Source organism: Streptomyces sp. NPDC020807, assembly GCF_040641575.1.
Taxonomy (GTDB): domain Bacteria; phylum Actinomycetota; class Actinomycetes; order Streptomycetales; family Streptomycetaceae; genus Streptomyces.
In genome coordinates this window covers 21,182-37,142 of sequence record NZ_JBFADU010000014.1, presented here as the reverse complement: position 1 = coordinate 37,142, position 15,961 = coordinate 21,182, and the positions used below count along the sequence as shown (strand labels likewise).

The 15,961-nt window shown below is 73.5% G+C and carries 15 protein-coding genes and 1 pseudogene; 13 read left to right on the top strand and 3 right to left on the bottom strand.

Translation table 11 applies throughout. The features are described 5' to 3' along the window. Nucleotides 1–24 precede the first annotated feature (24 nt). Complete coding sequence (locus tag AB0G79_RS20820) at nucleotides 25–816, bottom strand: metal-dependent hydrolase (RefSeq protein WP_360808459.1); 792 nt, start codon at nucleotides 814–816, stop codon at nucleotides 25–27. A 143-nt stretch (nucleotides 817–959) separates the two neighbouring features. On the opposite strand from AB0G79_RS20820, the gene AB0G79_RS20815 reads away from it, so the two are divergent. Together AB0G79_RS20815 and AB0G79_RS20810 are read left to right on the top strand one after the other, a co-directional pair. After that, the gene (locus AB0G79_RS20815; protein WP_360808457.1) at nucleotides 960–3,473 is read left to right on the top strand and encodes a DUF3516 domain-containing protein; all 2,514 of its coding nucleotides are present in this window, start codon (nucleotides 960–962) and stop codon (nucleotides 3,471–3,473) included. 12 nt (nucleotides 3,474–3,485) lie between these two features. Next, complete coding sequence (locus AB0G79_RS20810) at nucleotides 3,486–4,355, top strand: acyl-CoA thioesterase II (RefSeq protein ID WP_360808455.1); 870 nt, start codon at nucleotides 3,486–3,488, stop codon at nucleotides 4,353–4,355. Nucleotides 4,356–4,414: 59 nt separating this feature from the next. Here the strand turns inward: AB0G79_RS20810 and AB0G79_RS20805 are convergent, their stop codons facing one another. Continuing rightward, nucleotides 4,415–4,603 (bottom strand): hypothetical protein, encoded by a 189-nt coding sequence (locus AB0G79_RS20805; RefSeq protein ID WP_360808453.1) that lies wholly within the window; start codon nucleotides 4,601–4,603, stop codon nucleotides 4,415–4,417. A gap of 296 nt (nucleotides 4,604–4,899) precedes the next feature. On the opposite strand from AB0G79_RS20805, the gene AB0G79_RS20800 reads away from it, so the two are divergent. The 11 genes and pseudogenes from AB0G79_RS20800 (at nucleotide 4,900) to AB0G79_RS20750 (ending at nucleotide 15,744) form a co-directional block, all read left to right on the top strand. Next, nucleotides 4,900–5,202: a hypothetical protein gene (locus tag AB0G79_RS20800; RefSeq protein ID WP_360808451.1), complete on the top strand. Its 303-nt coding sequence runs from the start codon at nucleotides 4,900–4,902 to the stop codon at nucleotides 5,200–5,202. A 131-nt stretch (nucleotides 5,203–5,333) separates the two neighbouring features. Next, nucleotides 5,334–6,317 (top strand): helix-turn-helix transcriptional regulator, encoded by a 984-nt coding sequence (locus tag AB0G79_RS20795; RefSeq protein ID WP_360808449.1) that lies wholly within the window; start codon nucleotides 5,334–5,336, stop codon nucleotides 6,315–6,317. Nucleotides 6,318–6,380: 63 nt separating this feature from the next. Further along, nucleotides 6,381–6,842: a GNAT family N-acetyltransferase gene (locus tag AB0G79_RS20790; RefSeq protein WP_360808447.1), complete on the top strand. Its 462-nt coding sequence runs from the start codon at nucleotides 6,381–6,383 to the stop codon at nucleotides 6,840–6,842. A gap of 225 nt (nucleotides 6,843–7,067) precedes the next feature. After that, on the top strand, nucleotides 7,068–8,786 hold the full coding sequence (locus tag AB0G79_RS20785; protein ID WP_360808445.1) for a class I tRNA ligase family protein: 1,719 nt from the start codon (nucleotides 7,068–7,070) through the stop codon (nucleotides 8,784–8,786). A 2-nt stretch (nucleotides 8,787–8,788) separates the two neighbouring features. Further along, entirely contained in the window at nucleotides 8,789–9,088 is a 300-nt protein-coding gene (locus AB0G79_RS20780; RefSeq protein WP_360808443.1) for a cupin domain-containing protein, read from the top strand. Further along, the gene (locus AB0G79_RS20775; RefSeq protein ID WP_360808441.1) at nucleotides 9,085–10,113 is read left to right on the top strand and encodes an FAD-binding oxidoreductase; all 1,029 of its coding nucleotides are present in this window, start codon (nucleotides 9,085–9,087) and stop codon (nucleotides 10,111–10,113) included. The genes AB0G79_RS20780 and AB0G79_RS20775 overlap by 4 nt, the downstream gene beginning before the upstream one ends. Beyond that, on the top strand, nucleotides 10,113–11,561 hold the full coding sequence (locus tag AB0G79_RS20770; protein WP_360808439.1) for a SidA/IucD/PvdA family monooxygenase: 1,449 nt from the start codon (nucleotides 10,113–10,115) through the stop codon (nucleotides 11,559–11,561). Before AB0G79_RS20775 ends, AB0G79_RS20770 begins: the two co-directional genes overlap by 1 nt. After that, a pseudogene (locus AB0G79_RS20765) lies at nucleotides 11,548–12,816 on the top strand (ATP-grasp domain-containing protein); the annotation flags it as partial. The gene AB0G79_RS20770 and the pseudogene AB0G79_RS20765, both read left to right, overlap by 14 nt. A 63-nt stretch (nucleotides 12,817–12,879) precedes the next feature. After that, nucleotides 12,880–13,299, top strand: coding sequence for an aspartate 1-decarboxylase (panD, locus tag AB0G79_RS20760; RefSeq protein ID WP_360808677.1), 420 nt, complete (start codon nucleotides 12,880–12,882; stop codon nucleotides 13,297–13,299). Next, nucleotides 13,296–14,507, top strand: a complete 1,212-nt coding sequence (locus AB0G79_RS20755) for a GNAT family N-acetyltransferase (RefSeq protein WP_360808438.1) — start codon at nucleotides 13,296–13,298, stop codon at nucleotides 14,505–14,507. Before panD ends, AB0G79_RS20755 begins: the two co-directional genes overlap by 4 nt. After that, nucleotides 14,497–15,744, top strand: coding sequence for an MFS transporter (locus AB0G79_RS20750; RefSeq protein WP_360808436.1), 1,248 nt, complete (start codon nucleotides 14,497–14,499; stop codon nucleotides 15,742–15,744). The genes AB0G79_RS20755 and AB0G79_RS20750 overlap by 11 nt, the downstream gene beginning before the upstream one ends. Here the strand turns inward: AB0G79_RS20750 and AB0G79_RS20745 are convergent. Beyond that, entirely contained in the window at nucleotides 15,741–15,953 is a 213-nt protein-coding gene (locus tag AB0G79_RS20745) for a DUF6011 domain-containing protein (RefSeq protein ID WP_360808434.1), read from the bottom strand. The genes AB0G79_RS20750 and AB0G79_RS20745 overlap by 4 nt on opposite strands. Nucleotides 15,954–15,961: the final 8 nt, after the last annotated feature.

Here is a 15,961-nt window from a genome sequence, read left to right as displayed (position 1 = left end):
CCTCTCGCGTACGCCGGTCGGTGCCTACAGGTATCCGAGGGCCGACGCCCCGCCCACGCCGCCGAGCAGCATGAACACGGGCATGAGGACCTTCAGCTCGACCCAGCTGCCGGCACGGAAGCGCAGCGCCTTCGGCGGGCCGACCGGGTACCAGCGCTTGCGGCCGACCGGGATCGGCCAGAGGACGGGGCAGCCGGAGACCGTCAGGGAGTCGCCGATGTCGTGGACGAGTGCGCCGAGGACGATCGGGAGGCCCAGCCACAGGTACTCCTGGCCGGGTGCGGTGAAGAGCCAGTCCGCGCCGTTGCCGGGCTTGTCGAGGACGCCCGCGAGTATCCAGGCGCTGGTCGCGCCGAGCAGCCACACGAGGACGTCGCTGGACATCCGGGCCGCCCGCCACAGCAGGCCCTCGACGGCGAGGACGAGGTGGACGAAGAGGATCGCGAGGACCGCCCACCGGCCGCCGGTGACGGCGGCGGCGGAGGCTCCGGCGCCGATCAGGACCGCCCAGAGCCAGGTGTGGGTGAGCGTGCGGTGCCCGCCGGACCTGCGGGGGTCGGCGGAGGAGCGGGTCGCCTTGTAGACCGCGTACGAGAGCTTGTCGACCACCTCGCACAGGACGCGTGAGACCGGTCCGAAGGCGCGGGAGATCGTCGCCGACTTGTGGTCGAGGTCGGGCGCGAGGGCCGCGCCCGCGCAGATGAGCGCGCCGACGAGGAGCACGGGCCAGGGCATGGGGTGGTCGAAGGCGGCCGCGGCCGCTCCCACCCCGAGCCATGCCGCCGCTCCGGACAGTGAGTGCGCCGGTCCCATCATGGTGTCTGCCGCCCCGTTTCTCGTACGCCGGCGCACAATTGACGGCCGGTCGACGGACGAGCCTATCCTCCGTGAACGGTCCGTGATCAACGCGGTGGTCCGCCGGTTCCCTCATCCGAGCGGATTGCGGGCAAGATGGGGTGGTGACCCTTATCGATCAGCTCCCGCCGAACGCCGACCCCGACGCCCTCTTCGAGGCCTTCTCCTCCTGGGCCGAGGACCAGGGCATCACGCTCTACCCGGCCCAGGAGGAGGCGCTGATCGAGGTGGTCTCCGGGGCGAACGTGATCCTGTCCACCCCGACCGGCTCGGGGAAGTCCCTGGTCGCGGCCGGGGCGCACTTCACGGCGCTCGCCAACGACCAGGTGACCTTCTACACCGCGCCGATCAAGGCGCTCGTGTCGGAGAAGTTCTTCGACCTGTGCAAGCTCTTCGGCACGGAGAACGTCGGCATGCTGACCGGTGACGCCTCCGTGAACGCGGACGCGCCGGTGATCTGCTGCACGGCCGAGGTCCTCGCCTCGATCGCGCTGCGGGACGGCAAGGACGCCGACGTCGGCCAGGTCGTCATGGACGAGTTCCACTTCTACGCGGAGGCGGACCGCGGCTGGGCCTGGCAGATCCCGCTGCTCGAACTGCCGCAGGCGCAGTTCGTCCTGATGTCGGCGACGCTCGGTGACGTGTCGATGTTCGAGAAGGACCTGACCCGGCGCACGGGCCGGCCCACCTCGGTGGTCCGGTCGGCGACGCGGCCGGTCCCGCTCTCGTACGCGTACGAGATGACGCCGATCACGGACACCCTGACGGAGCTCCTTGAGACCAAGCAGGCCCCGGTCTACATCGTCCACTTCACGCAGGCGCAGGCCGTCGAGCGGGCGCAGTCGCTCATGAGCATCAACATGTGCACGCGCGAGGAGAAGGACAGGATCGCCGAGCTGATCGGCAACTTCCGCTTCACCACCAAGTTCGGCCAGAACCTCTCGCGGTACGTGCGCCACGGCATCGGCGTGCACCACGCGGGCATGCTGCCGAAGTACCGGCGGCTCGTCGAGAAGCTGGCGCAGGCCGGTCTGCTCAAGGTGATCTGCGGGACGGACACGCTCGGCGTCGGCGTCAACGTGCCGATCCGCACGGTGCTGTTCACGGCGCTGACGAAGTACGACGGCAACCGGGTGCGGACGCTCCGGGCCCGCGAGTTCCACCAGATCGCCGGGCGTGCGGGCCGGGCGGGCTTCGACACCGCCGGGTACGTCGTGGCGCAGGCCCCCGAGCACGTCATCGAGAACGAGAAGGCGCTCGCGAAGGCCGGCGACGACCCGAAGAAGCGCCGCAAGGTGGTCCGCAAGAAGGCCCCGGAGGGCTTCGTCGCCTGGAGCGACGCCACCTTCGAGAAGCTCCAGACCGCCGAGCCCGAGCCGCTGACCTCGCGGTTCAAGGTCACCAACATCATGCTGCTCTCGGTGATCGCCCGTCCCGGCAACGCCTTCGAGGCGATGCGCAAGCTCCTGGAGGACAACCACGAGCCGCGCAAGAACCAGCTGCGGCACATCCGCCGGGCCATCGCGATCTACCGCTCGCTGCTCGACGGCGGTGTGGTGGAGCAGCTGGACACCCCGGACGCCGAGGGCCGCACGATCCGGCTGACGGTCGACCTCCAGCAGGACTTCGCGCTCAACCAGCCGCTGTCGACGTTCGCGCTCGCCGCGTTCGACCTCCTGGACCCCGAGTCCCCCTCGTACGCCCTCGACATGGTCTCGGTCGTCGAGTCGACGCTCGACGACCCGCGCCAGATCCTCGCCGCGATGCAGAACAAGGCGCGCGGCGAGGCCGTCGGCCGGATGAAGGCGGACGGCGTCGAGTACGAGGAGCGGATGGAGCGGCTCCAGGAGATCTCGTACCCGAAGCCGCTGGAGGAGCTGCTCTGGCACGCGTACGACGTGTACCGGAAGTCGCACCCGTGGGTCGGCGACCACCCGGTGTCGCCGAAGTCGATCATCCGTGACATGTACGAACGGGCGCTGACCTTCACGGAGTTCACGTCCTGGTACGAGCTGGCCCGGACCGAGGGCATCGTGCTCCGCTACCTGGCGAGCGCGTACAAGGCGCTCGACCACACCATCCCGGACGACCTGAAGACCGAGGACCTGGAGGACCTGATCGCCTGGCTGGGCGAGATGGTGCGCCAGGTGGACTCCTCCCTGCTCGACGAGTGGGAGCAGCTGGCGAACCCGGAGATCCAGACGGCCGAGGAGGCGCAGGAGAAGGCCGACCAGGTCAAGCCGGTCACGGCGAACGCGCGCGCCTTCCGGGTCCTCGTGCGGAACGCGATGTTCCGCCGGGTGGAGCTGGCGGCGCTCGACAACGTGGACGCGCTCGGCGAGCTGGACGCGGACGCCGGCTGGGACGCGGACGCGTGGGGCGAGGCGATGGACGCGTACTGGGACGAGTACGACGACCTGGGTACGGGTCCGGACGCGCGCGGCCCGAAGCTGCTCGCCATCGAGGAGGACGCGGCGCACGGTCTGTGGCGCGTCCGGCAGACGTTCGCCGACCCGAACGGGGACCATGACTGGGGCATCAGCGCGGAGGTGGACCTCGCGGCCTCCGACGAGGAGGGCCGGGCCGTCGTCCGCGTCACGTCCGTCGGCCAGCTGTAGAGGAGTCCAGCCGTGACCAACCCCGCCGAGAGGCTTGTCGACCTGCTCGACCTGGAGCGGATCGAGGTGAACATCTTCCGTGGGCGCAGCCCGCAGGAGTCGTTGCAGAGGGTCTTCGGCGGGCAGGTCGCCGGGCAGGCTCTCGTGGCGGCCGGGCGGACCACCGAGGGCGACCGGCCGGTGCACTCGCTGCACGCCTACTTCCTGCGGCCGGGGCGGCCCGGCGTGCCGATCGTCTACCAGGTGGAGCGGGTGCGCGACGGCCGCTCGTTCACGACCCGGCGGGTCACGGCGATCCAGGAGGGGCGGACGATCTTCAATCTGACCGCCTCCTTCCACAAGCCGGAGGAGGGCGCCTTCGAGCACCAGCTGCCGCCGAGGCACCTCGGCGACCCGGAGGCGCTGCCGGACCTCGCGGACGAGATCCGCGAGCACCTGGGCGAACTCCCGGAGATGCTGGAGCGGATGGCCCGGCGTCAGCCCTTCCAGATCCGCTACGTCGACCGGTTGCGGTGGACGCAGGAGGAGGTCAAGGACGCGGACCCGCGCAGTGCGGTGTGGATGCGGGCCGTGGGGCCGCTGGGCGACGACCCGCTCGTCCACACGTGCGCGCTGACGTACGCCTCGGACATGACGCTCCTGGACGCGGTACGGATCCCGGTCGAGCCGCTCTGGGGCCGGCGCGGGTTCGACATGGCGTCCCTGGACCACGCGATGTGGTTCCACCGGCCGTTCCGGGCGGACGAGTGGTTCCTGTACGACCAGGAGTCGCCGATCGCCACGGGCGGGCGGGGCCTCGCACGGGGGCGCATCTACGACCGCGAGGGCCGGCTGCTCGTGTCGGTGGTGCAGGAGGGGCTGTTCCGCCCCCTCGCGCCGTAGGGGTGCCGCCCCCGTAGGGGTGTCGCTTCCCGGAGGGGCGTGTCACCCCGCGGGGCCGCTCACTGCCAGCCGGCGGAGTCCGTGCCGGTCGTGGTCGCGGTGCCCGTGGCGGTCACGGCGTCCTGGGTGACGGGCGCCGTGGCCGAGATCGCGTGGTGCGGAGCGTCGGCGGCCTGGGCCACGGCCACGGGGGCGCCGAGGGCGAGGACGGTCAGGGCGGCGCGGGCGAGCTGAAGAGAACGCGTCATGGCAGGGCTCCGTGCGGTGTTCCGTGCGGTGGGCGGGTGGTGCGGCGAGCGCCGCCCCGTCATCGTGGCCTGCCGGCCGGGCCCTGTGCCAGGTCCTGGGACGGCACCTTGGTGACGGGGCCGGAAGCTGCCATCGGGGGCCCGCGCGGCAGGGTGTTGCCACCCCCGGAAGATGACACGAAGCTGCCCCCGGGAACCGTCGACAGGCGCCCCGTGGACGGGGGAGGGTGACGTCGGACGGCGGAGACCTCCTCCGCGTCCCGGCCCCGTCGTCGACCGCCATCGGGAGTGGGCGCATGTACCTGATCCACGTCCGCTTCCGGTCCGCGAGCGCCGCGCCCGTTCCGCTCTGCACCCCCGTGCAGCGGGCGGGGGTCCTGGCCTCCGTCGGGGTCGAACACCTGACGGAGTATCGAGGAGAGGAGCCGGGAACCGTCGTGCTGACCCTCTTCGTCCGGGCCTCCTCGCTCCCGCTGGCCGAGCTCCGGGCCCGTGCCGCCTGCCTGCCGCTCGACGCCGTGCCGTGGCGCCTGGACGGGCTCTGGCCCGGCATGGTCGCCGAGTACTACGAAAAACTGCTCACGCAGGACAAACCATGACACCCACTCAGTGGCCGGATCCGGTCAATCGTCCATCAGGGCAGGTCAGAGCCCTCGCTTTCGCCACCGTGTCAGAGGGCTTCACCGGCCGCCTCCAGCATGATCGGTTCTTCGTACACGAGGGGACCCCCATGCTCGAAACACTTGGCCTCGATCCGCTGGCCGAGGCGACCTACCAGGTGATGCTCGGCGAACCCGAGATCGACGTGGCCGGGATCGCACGCCGGACCGGCGCGGCACCCGACGAGGTGCGTGCCGCCATGGACCGGCTCGCCGCCCTCTCCCTGCTCCGCGGCCCCTTCGAGAACGGCGCCCCCGCCCGGGTCGTCAGCCCCGAGTACGGCCTCGAGGCCCTCCTCGCCCAGCAGCAGGCCGAGCTCGTCGAGCGTCAGCACCGCATCGAGCAGAGCCGCGCGGCCGCCGCCGCGCTCATCGCGAAGTTCGCCCAGTCGCACGGCCTCGGGTCCCACCCGCACGTCGAGCACCTCGACGGCGTCGAGGCCGTACGGGCCCGGCTCACCGAGCTCGTCGAGGACGTCACCGAGGAGCTGGCCGCCTTCAGCCCGGGCCGGGTGCAGACCGAGGAGAACCTCAACGCCGCCCGCCCGCTCGACGAGAAGCTGCTCGCCCGTGGCGTGCGGATGCGGACCCTGTACGCCGACAGCGTCCGCGGCCACCAGCCGAGCGCGGCCTACGCGGCCTGGCTGGGCGCCCGGGGCGGCCAGACCCGGACCGTCGCCGCCCTGCCGCTGCGCATGGTCATCTTCGACCGGCGCTCGGCCCTCGTGCCGGCCAACCCGGAGCGCAGCGACGAGGGCGCGGTCCTGCTGCACGGTCCCGGCACCGTCACCGCGCTGTGCGCGCTGTTCGAGCACGTGTGGGCCACCGGCATGCCGCTGATCGAGTCGCTGCCGACCGAGGACAGCCTCCTGGGGCGCCAGGAGCGCGAGGTGCTCCGGCTGCTCGCGCAGGGGCTCACCGACGAGGCGGTCGCCCAGCGGCTCGGCGTCTCGGTGCGCACCACGCGCCGGATCACCGCGAAGATCATGGACGTCCTGGGGGCGAAGAGCCGATTCCAGGCGGGACTCCGAGCAGCGGAGCTCCGCATTCTCTAGAACCATTTTCTCCTTTTCTCTCCTCTTTCTCTTCCCGCACCCCTCCGACGAAAGTGTGCATTCATGTCGAACGACATCAAGGTCCGTGCCGCCCGCGCCGAGGACTTCCCCCAGTGGCGCGCCCTTTACCGCGGTTACGCCGATTTCTACAAGGTCGAGCAGACCGAGGAGCAGGCCGAGCGCGTCTGGTCGTGGGTGAACGACCCCGCCCACGAGGTCAACGCGCTCGTCGCCGAGGACGGCGAGGGCCGGCTCGTCGGCCTGGCCCACTACCGCCCGTTCGCGCGCCCGCTCTCGGCCACCACCGGCGGCTTCCTCGACGACCTCTTCGTCGCTCCCGAGAGCCGTGGCTCCGGCGCCGCCGACGCGCTGCTCGGCGCGCTGCGCGGGATCGCGGCCGAGCGCGGCTGGAGCGTCGTCCGGTGGATCACCGCCGACGACAACCACCGTGCCCGCTCCAAGTACGACCAGCTGGCGACCCGCACCATGTGGGTCACGTACGACATGGCGCCGGGCGGCAACTGACGCCTCCCCGCCGCGCACAGCGCGTTCGGCATTCCCCTTTTCCGGGGGTGCCGGGCGCGCTTTTCCTTTTTCCCCCGCGCCGCCCATGGCATCCCTCTGCCATGTCACCTACCTGAACCGGCCATCTCTCGACACCGCCCTCCTCTTTTCGGCAGAGTTTTCCGCGAAGGGTCTCTCCCTTTCCGAATCCTCATTCGTTCCCTCGCGAAGCACGGACCTGCCATCATGAATTCGCCCTCCGCACGGCTGCACGGACTTTCCCGGTCCGGCGAGCGGTACTTCCTCGCCCCCGTCTGCCTGGTGCCCAACGGCCGCGCCCACCTCGGCCACATCGCCGGCCCCCTCCTGCGCATGGACGTGCTCAAGCGCCACCTGCGCTGGAGCGGCGCCGACGTCGCCATGGTGGCCACCAGCGACAGCCACGAGTCGCACGTCGCCATCCGGGGCCACAAGGAGGGCCGCACCTCGGTCGAGGTGGCCCGCGACTACCACGAGCAGATCCGCGGCGACCTCGGCGCGCTGCTCCTGGAGTACGACGACTTCATCGACCCGCTCTCGCCCGAGTGGGCCGAGCGCTACGCCGAGGTCAACCACGCCCTCCTGGACGCGGTGATCGCGGCCGGCAGCACCCGGATCGTCACCGACCCGATGCCCCGCCTGACGGCCGTCCCCGAGGGCGCCACCACGCCCGCCACGGGCCCGCGCCTCGGCGACATCGTCACCAGCGGCTGGCACCAGGGCTCCTGCCCGGACTGCGGCGAGGGCATGACGGGCTACTCCTGCGAGGGCTGCGGCGGGCTGCACGCCCCGCACCAGGTCGACGGCCTGCGCCCCGCCCACTTCGAGGGCGAGCTCACCTTCGACGACGTCCAGGTCCTCCACCTCGACCTGGCCGACGGCCCGGCCCGGCTCCGCGCCGCCGCCGAGGCGGCGGGCGTCCGCGGCGACTTCCTCGCCCTGCTCGACCGCTACCTGGCCCGCAACGGCACCGACGTGCGGCTGACCGTCCCGAGCCGCTGGGGCATCCCGCGCACCGACGAGGGCCTCACCGAGGAGCAGGTCGTCTGGCACGGCGCCACGCTCCAGATCGCCTGCCACTACCTGGCCGCCGAGCGCTACAGCGAGCTGACCGGCCACCCCTACCCGCTGGCCGCCGGCTCCGACGTCACCACGGTCGTCGGCTTCGGCATCGACAACGCCCTGCCGTACCTGGTGGGCGGCCTCGGCGCGATCCTCGGCCAGGACACGTACAAGGCGATCGACCACTACCTGATCAACCAGTTCTACCGCCTCGACGGGAAGAAGTTCTCCACCAGCCGCCGCCACGTCATCTGGGCCGGCGACCTGGTCGAGACCGGCGGCGCCGACCCGGACCTCGCCCGCCTCTACCTGTGCTTCCGCAACCCCGAGTTCACCTCGGAGAACTTCGACCCGCGCGAGTTCGTCGCCTTCCACAACGCCACCGCGGCGGAGGTCGGGGCGGGCATCACCGAGGCCCTCGGCCTGCTCTCCGGCGCCCAGGCGCCCGTCGACGGCCCGGTCGTCCCCTCGCACTGGGAGCGCGCGTTCCTCGCCGCCCACCTGGAGCGCCTCACCAGCGCCCTCGGCCTCGAAGGCCACACCGTCAACGGCGCCTACCGCGTCCTGCGCGAGTGGCTGGACCGCGGCGAGCTGCTGCTCCGCACGCCGTCCGGCGCCGCCACCTACCTCGCCGGCCTCGCGCACCTCGCCCTACCGCTCATGCCGCGGTTCGCGACGGCCCTCTGGCAGCACCTCACCGGCGAGACCTCGCCCACCCTGGCCGGCCTGGACGCCGTCCTCGACGCGGGTCTCGACCCCCGCCGCACCACGGCCGGCGCCCCGCCGGTCCTCGGCCGGCTCGACGCGGAGCGGTTCGCCGGCTGCGTCTCCCTCGACGGCGTCACGATGACCACGGGAGTCTGATCATGTCCTCCGAAACCTCCACCACCCACGTGGAAATGGAAGCCACCGCGATCGGGATCAACTTCGGTTCGATGCTGCTCACGGTCGACCCGGGCGGGCGCACCGAGGGCCACTCCCACGACAGCGCCGAGGTCTGGGTGACCGACTCCGGCGCCGGGTACGTCGAACTCCCCGACGGCCGCCTGGAGATGCGTCCCGGCACGCCCGTGGAGATCCCGGCGCGCGCCTTCCACACCGTGTACTGCACCAGCGACGAGCCGATGGTCTTCCTCGCCCTGTGGTGGAAGCGGGTGAAGCCGTGAGAGCGGCGGTCATCGGCGCGGGCGCCGTCGGCCTGACCGTCGCCCACCTGCTCGCGGAGTCGGACGCCGTCACCGAGGTCCACGTGCACGAGGCCCGCCCCGAGGCGGCCTCCGGGGCCACCGCGTACGCCGGCGCCAGCGACGTGCCGCACGGCTGGACCGAGCGGCACCGGCGGCTGGTCGAGACCGGCGAGGAGTGGCACCGCGCCTTCGGCGCAGGGCTCGGCGCCGACGAGCGGTACCGGCACCGCACCGGTACGTTCTGGCGCTCCGGCACCCCCGAGTCCGACGCCCGGATCCGCGGCCTCGCCTACGGCGACCTGGCCGAGGTCACCCGCCCCCTGGCCCTCGACGGCGAGACGCCCGTCCGCGGCCTCCTCGGCGAGGGGTACGTCATCTCGCCGCAGCGGCTCACCGCCCTGCTGCTCGACCGGCTCCGCGCCGGCGGCAGGACGACGTTCCGCTTCGGCACCCCGGTCGCGGCGGACTCGCCGCTCGCCGACGGCGTCGTCGTCGACGCGGCCGGCGGGCGCGAGGAGTACGACGCCGTGGTCGTCGCGGCGGGCCCCTGGGCCCCCGGCCTCCTCCCGCCGCTCGCCGGCTCCGGAGTCCGCACGAAGCAGGTGTACGGCTACCGTTTCGCCGGCGACCCGGAGCGCCCCCTGACCACGACCGTGGTCGACCTGGAGAAGGGCGCGTTCCTCTTCCCGCAGCCGACCGTCCCCGGCAGCTACGCCATGAGCGTCAAGCACGACGTCTTCGACGTGCCGGTCGCCGAGGGCGAGCCCAGCCCGGAGGCGGACGCGCAGGCCCTGGCCGTGGCGCGCGACCACCTCGGTCCCCGGGCCCGGCTCACCGAGCGCCGCATCTTCGTGGACACGTACACGGAGGGCAGCGTCCCCGTCGTCGCCGACCTGTCGGGCACCCGCCGCCTGGTCTGCGTCTCGGGCACCCACGGCTCGGGCATCCGGCTCGCCGCCGGCCTCGCCGTCGAGGCGTGCGCGCTCCTGGGGGTGGCGGCCTGATGGCGGCTCACCTCCCGAAAGAGGCCGCCGCCCACGACCTCGTCGTGGTCGGTCTCGGCCCCAAGGCCGCGGCGGTCTGCGCCAAGGCAGCCGCCGTCCGCGAGCTCGGCCTCGGCGCGCCCCGCGTCCTCGTCGTCGAGCAGCACGACCCGGCGGCCCACTGGGGCGGCGCGCACGGCTTCACCACCGGGACCGAGCACCTCGGCACCCGGCCGGAGAAGGACGTCGGCTTCCCCTACGCCAGCGCGGCGGCCTTCGGGCCCCGCGCGGCCGAGCTGGACCGGCTGATGACCCGCTACAGCTGGCAGGCCTTCCTCACCGCGACCGGCCGCCTCGGCGACTGGGTCGACCGGGGCTGCCCGGCCCCCGAGCACCGGCTGTTCGGCTCCTACCTGGCGTGGGTCGTCCGCTCCTGCGGCGACGCCGTCGAGGTCGTACGGGCGCGGGTCACCGCGCTCGACGTGGTGGACGGGGAGTGGCTCGTCCACACCACGGGCCCGGCCTCGGCGGGGCACGCCACGGGCCGGGCGTCCACCGGTGCCGTCCGTTCCCGGGCCGTCCTCGTGACCGGCCCCGGCGTCCCGCGCCGACTGGGGCCGACGTCGTTCACGCACCCGCGCCTGGTCGACGCCGGGGTCCACCGGCCCGAGCTCGCCCGCCTGCTCGGGGAGCGGCCGTGCGCCCGCGTCGCCGTGATCGGCGGCGGCGAGTCGGCGGCCAGCCTCGCGCTGTACGTGCACGGGCTCGTCCCCGACGCGCGCCTCGAACTCTTCGCCCCGGGAGGCCTGCGGGTCCGCGACGAGTCCGACGACGTGAACCGCAGGTACACGGCCGGTTCCGGCACCGACTGGGCCGCGCTCACCGAGGGCGACCGGCGCACGTTCATCTCCCGGACCGACCGGGGCGTGGTCTCCCCCGCCCTGTCCCAGCGGCTCGCCGAGGCGGTCGGCGGGCGGGTGCACCGGGCGGCGATCCGCTCGGTGTCGGCTGTGGACGGCGGGGCCGGCACGGACGGTGCCCTCGAACTCCACGGCGACGCGGGCTCGCTCGGCCGCTTCGACCTGGTCCTCAACGCCACGGGCTTCGACCCCTGGCAGCAGATCGACGGCCTCCTGACGCCCGGCGCCCGCGCGCTCCTGACCGGCGGGGCGGACGACTCGTTCGACCTGGCGGCGGCCCAGCGCCGGATCGGGCCGAACCTGCGCTTCGACGGCCCCGCGCCCGCCCTGTACGCACCGGCGCTCGCCGGAGTCACCCAGGGCCCCGGCTTCGCCAACCTCAGCTGCCTCGGCCACCTGTCGGACCTCGTCGTCGGGAACGTCCTGGCGAGCCGTGCGGCGGAGCCGCCCGCGGCCGCCGTTCCCGGCGGACGCTCCCCCGCCCGCCACCACCACGTCGTCGCCCCCGCGCGCGCCCCCAGGAAAGAGGTCGCCCATGCCCAGGCCTGACCGCCACGAGGACGCCCAGCCGGCGACGAACCCCTCCGCGGCCCCGCTCGTCGCCTTCGTCGAGGGCGCGTCCACCGGCAGCGGACTGCGGCTCCTCGCGCACGCCGAGGCCGCCGGGTACCGCCCGGTGTTCCTGACCACGGACCCCGGCAAGTACGCCGAGGCGCCCGGCCGCGAGGTGCTCGACACGCTCCGCGCCGAAGGCCGGCTCGTCGTCTGCGCGTCCCTTGACGAGCCCGAGGTCCCCGCCGAGCTGGCCGCCACCGGCCTGCTTCCCCGGATCAACGGCGTCGTCTGCGCCGCCGACCGGTTCCTGCTCAGCGGCGCCGCGATCAGCGAGGCGTGCTCGGCCGAGCTCTTCGGCGTCGAGGCCGCCGCCGTCATCCGCGACAAGCGGCGGATGCGCGAGCTCCTCGACCGTCTGGGCGTCGCCAACATCGCCTGGGCCGACGCCCGTTCGGAGGCGGAGGCGAGCGCGTTCGCCGCGCGCCTTGGCAGGCCCGTGGTCCTGAAGAACGTGCGGGGCAGCGGCAGCCAGCAGGTGGCGTACGCGGCCACGCCGTCGGACGCGGCCGGGAGGTTCACCGAACTGCTCGCCGAGGACCGCTACCTGGGCGGCGAGCTGATGCTGGAGGAGTTCGTCGACGGCCCGCTCGTGAGCGTGGAGGGCCTGGTCACGGGCGGCCGGTTCACGGCGCTCGGCGTCACCGACCGCGAGTTCGGCGCGCTGCCCCACTTCGTCGAGCTCGGCTGGACCTACCCGGCGGCGCTGCCCGCCGGCACGGTCGCGGAGATGGCGGAGACCGTCCAGCGGATCGCCGACGCGCTCGGCATCCTCGGCGGCCCGCTGCACGTCGAGTTCATGCTCGGCGCGAACGGCCCGGTCCTCGTCGACTTCAACGCGCGGCTGCCCGGCGGACTCATCACGCCGATGCTCCAGGACGTGTACGAGGGCGGGTACTACGACCTCGTCCTGTCCACGGCCACGGGCGTCGCCCCGGCCGCCGTGCCGGTGCCCGGCACCTTCGGGGCGATCCGCAAGGTGTTCCCCACGGAGGAGGGCGTCCTCGACGGCATCTCCGGCCTCGACCGCGCGGAGCGCGCGCCCGGGGTCCGCGAGGTGACCGGCGTCGCCGAGCCCGGCACCGCCGTGGCGCCGCCGCGCGACTACCGCGGCTCCCTCTTCCACCTGCGCGGGGTCGGCGACTCCGCCGCCGGGGCCCGCCAGGCCCTGCTCGACGCGGCGGCCGCCGTGACGGTCCGCGTCACCCCCCGCCCGAACCCCACGCCCCCCTCGAACGAAACGAGCCGACCCCCCGTGTACCGCACCCTCTTCAGCGCCAAGATCCACCGCGCCACCGTCACCCAGGCCGACCTGCACTACGTCGGCTCGGTCACGATCGACCGCGACCTGCTCGACGCGGCGGACCTGCTGCCGGGCGAGAAGGTCGCCATCGTCGACGTCACGAACGGCGCCCGTCTGGAGACGTACGTCCTGGAGGGCGAGCGCGGCAGCGGCGTCATCGGCATCAACGGGGCCGCGGCCCACCTGGTCCACCCCGGCGACCTCGTGATCATCATCGCGTACCAGCAGGTTCCGGAGTCCGAGGCGCGGGACTTCCTGCCCCGCGTGGTCCACGTCGACGCGGACAACCGCGTGATCCACCTCGGGGACGACGCCTCCGAGGCGCTCTCCGAGGGCGTCGAGCGGTCCCCGCTCGCGACGGGACGCCGGTGACGCCGGAAGCGGCCACGGCCGCCGGTCACCGGGCCCCGGGCCTTGACGTCCACCGCTTCGCCTCGCTCGCCGAGGTTCCCGAGGACGTCTGGGCCGCCCTCTCCGAGGCCGACTCGCTGTACGTCAGCCGGCCCTGGAGCGAGGCGCTGACCCGCTCCAACCCGGCGCTGCCCGTCGCCTTCCGGGCCGTCGCCGGTCCGGACGGCGGCTGGCTCGCCGGGGCGCCCGTCCACCTCTTCGACGCGGCCCCGCCCAGCCCCACGTACAGCCCCTGGAGCCTGCACCCCGGGCTCGTCGAGGACGCCGACGCCGTCCGCGCCCTCCCGCACGCCCTCGTCGGCACCCGCAACGGCCAGGGCAACGGCCTCCTGTGGGCTCCCGGGACGGCCGGTACGGAGCTCCGCGCGGCCGCCGTCACCGCGCTGGCCGCCGCGATCCGCGCCGACCTTCCCGACCACGCCGTCGTGTGGACGTACACCCCGCCCGCGCTCGCCCACCGCCTCGCGGAGGCGCTGCCCGGCGCGCGGGTCCTCCTCGCGGACACCACCGCCGAGCTCCGGGTCCCCGAGGGCGAGGCGGAGGGCTTCCTCACGTCGGTGCGCGCGAGCCGGCGCCGCCGCCTCCGCGCCGACCTGGCCGCGATCGACGCGGCAGGAGGCCCGGTGGAGCCCGAGCTCGACCCGGCCGCCGTGGCCGGGCTGAGCGAGGAGCTCGCGCCGCTGCTCGGCCAGGTCATGGCCCGCCACGGCCACACCCCCGACGTCCCGGCCCTCGCGCGCTACCTGCGCGCGTGCGCGGCCCCCGACCTCCGTCCCGCCGCGTTCGTCGTCCGCGAGGAGGGCCGCGCGGTCGCCTTCTCGCTGTGCGTGAGCCACGGGGACGAGATGTCGGTCCGCGTCTGCGGCCTGGACCACGCCGCCGTCGAGGCGCGCGGGGCGATGGACTACGCCCAGGTGTCCGTCCACGGTCCGGTCGCTCTCGCCGCCCGCACCGGCGTGCGCCGGATCGACCTCGGTGTCGGGACGCTCGACGCCAAGCTGATGCGCGGGGCCCACCCGCGCGCCCTGGCGACCGTCGTGTCGCTGCCGTCGGACGGCGGTCACGCGCTGCTGCCCGGCCTCGAACTCGCCCGTCTGCCTCTCCTGGTGGAGCAGAGCCGGGTGCTCGCCGCCCGCCGCCCCGAGGGTTGGAGCGACCTTGAGGACTGACGAACGGTCCGCCCCCGCGGCGGCCCCCGCCCGCCTGTGGGACGACTTCAACCGCTTCTGGCTCAGCCAGTCGTGCGCCCAGACCGCCGGCCAGGTGCTCTACTACGCGTACCCGCTGATCGCCGCCGCGCTGCTCGGCCTCGACCCGGCCGAGATCGCGATCACCACCTCGCTCCAGTTCCTGCCGACGCTCGTGATGACGCCCATCGGCGGCATGATCGTCGACCGGGTGAACCGGCGTGTGCTGCTCCTCGTCTGCCACCTGGGCCGGGCCGCGCTGCTCGCCCTGGCGGCGGTGCTCGCCGCGGGCGGCCAGTTGTCGACGCCGATGTTCTGGGTCCTGGTGACGGCCACCGGCGCGATCTCGTCCGTGGCCGACCTGACGACGCTCGCGGTGATCCCGCAGGTCTCCCCGAAGGGCGAGATCCTGGCGGCCAACTCCAAGATGCAGCTGACGCTGTCGGTCGCCCAGGTCGTGGGCCCGGCGCTGGCCGGCGTGCTGATCGGGCTGTCCGGCGCGGGCGTCCTGGGCGCCATCGCGGGTGTGTTCACGCTCGGCGCGGTCCTGAGCCTGCGGGCCCGGCTGCACCTCGGCGAGCGGGTCGCCACCACCGAGTCGTGGTGGTCGCGCTTCACCAGGGGTGCGCGCGTGGTCCGGTCGAGCCCGCTGCTGCGGGCGCTGCTCGTGCAGGGCGGTCTGTTCAACTTCTTCGAGCAGGCGCTGATCACCCTGTACCTGATCCACGCCCTGCGGGTGCTCGGCATGTCGACGACGACGGTCGGCCTGCTCCTCGGCGTCGGTGCCTTCGGTTCGGTGGCGGGCGCGGCGGCGGCCTCCAGGCTCGCGGCCCGGATGAAGCGGACCCACGTCATGGCCTGGGCCATGGGCTTCGCCTCGCTGGCGCCGTGCGCGCTGCCGCTGTCCCCGGCGGGTTCGCCGTACCCGGCGGCGGCCCTGGCGGCCCTGGCCTTCTTCGCGTACGGCGTCGGCCTCACGGTCTTCAACGTGCACTCGATCGCCGTCCGGCACGAGAGCGTGGCGGCCGAGTACCAGGGCCGGGTGGGCGCGGTCTACCGGTTCTTCGCCTTCGGCGGTACGGCCCTGGGGGCGGCCTTCGCGGGCTGGCTGACGTCCTGGTTCCCGCCGGACACGGCGATGTGGATCCCGTGCGTGGGCCTGGTGGCGGCGCTGCTGCTCTTCGTCCGCTCGCTGGGACGGCTGCCGGACGCCGGCTAGATCCCGGGGAGTGTGTCCTGGTCGACGTCGTGGCGCCGCGTGCGGATGTCGGGCCCGGCCGGGTGGAGCTTGGCGTCGCAGGTCGGGCCCAGGCCGGTGCGGCGGGAGTCGCTGCCGGTGAGGGGACGGCCGCAGAGCCGGCACCACACCCGGGCGGGTCCTTCGTGCGGTGCGGAATCGATCGCGATGTCCAGTGGTTCGTCTCCCATGGTGTGAT

Bases quoted from the DNA above. Each gene is read 5' to 3' on its own strand.
- AB0G79_RS20820 (WP_360808459.1), bottom strand. From the start codon at position 816: ATGATGGGACCGGCGCACTCACTGTCCGGAGCGGCGGCATGGCTCGGG.
- AB0G79_RS20805 (WP_360808453.1), bottom strand. From the start codon at position 4,603: ATGACGCGTTCTCTTCAGCTCGCCCGCGCCGCCCTGACCGTCCTCGCC.
- AB0G79_RS20800 (WP_360808451.1), top strand. From the start codon at position 4,900: ATGTACCTGATCCACGTCCGCTTCCGGTCCGCGAGCGCCGCGCCCGTT.
- AB0G79_RS20795 (WP_360808449.1), top strand. From the start codon at position 5,334: ATGCTCGAAACACTTGGCCTCGATCCGCTGGCCGAGGCGACCTACCAG.
- AB0G79_RS20790 (WP_360808447.1), top strand. From the start codon at position 6,381: ATGTCGAACGACATCAAGGTCCGTGCCGCCCGCGCCGAGGACTTCCCC.
- AB0G79_RS20785 (WP_360808445.1), top strand. From the start codon at position 7,068: ATGAATTCGCCCTCCGCACGGCTGCACGGACTTTCCCGGTCCGGCGAG.
- AB0G79_RS20780 (WP_360808443.1), top strand. From the start codon at position 8,789: ATGTCCTCCGAAACCTCCACCACCCACGTGGAAATGGAAGCCACCGCG.
- AB0G79_RS20770 (WP_360808439.1), top strand. From the start codon at position 10,113: ATGGCGGCTCACCTCCCGAAAGAGGCCGCCGCCCACGACCTCGTCGTG.
- AB0G79_RS20745 (WP_360808434.1), bottom strand. From the start codon at position 15,953: ATGGGAGACGAACCACTGGACATCGCGATCGATTCCGCACCGCACGAA.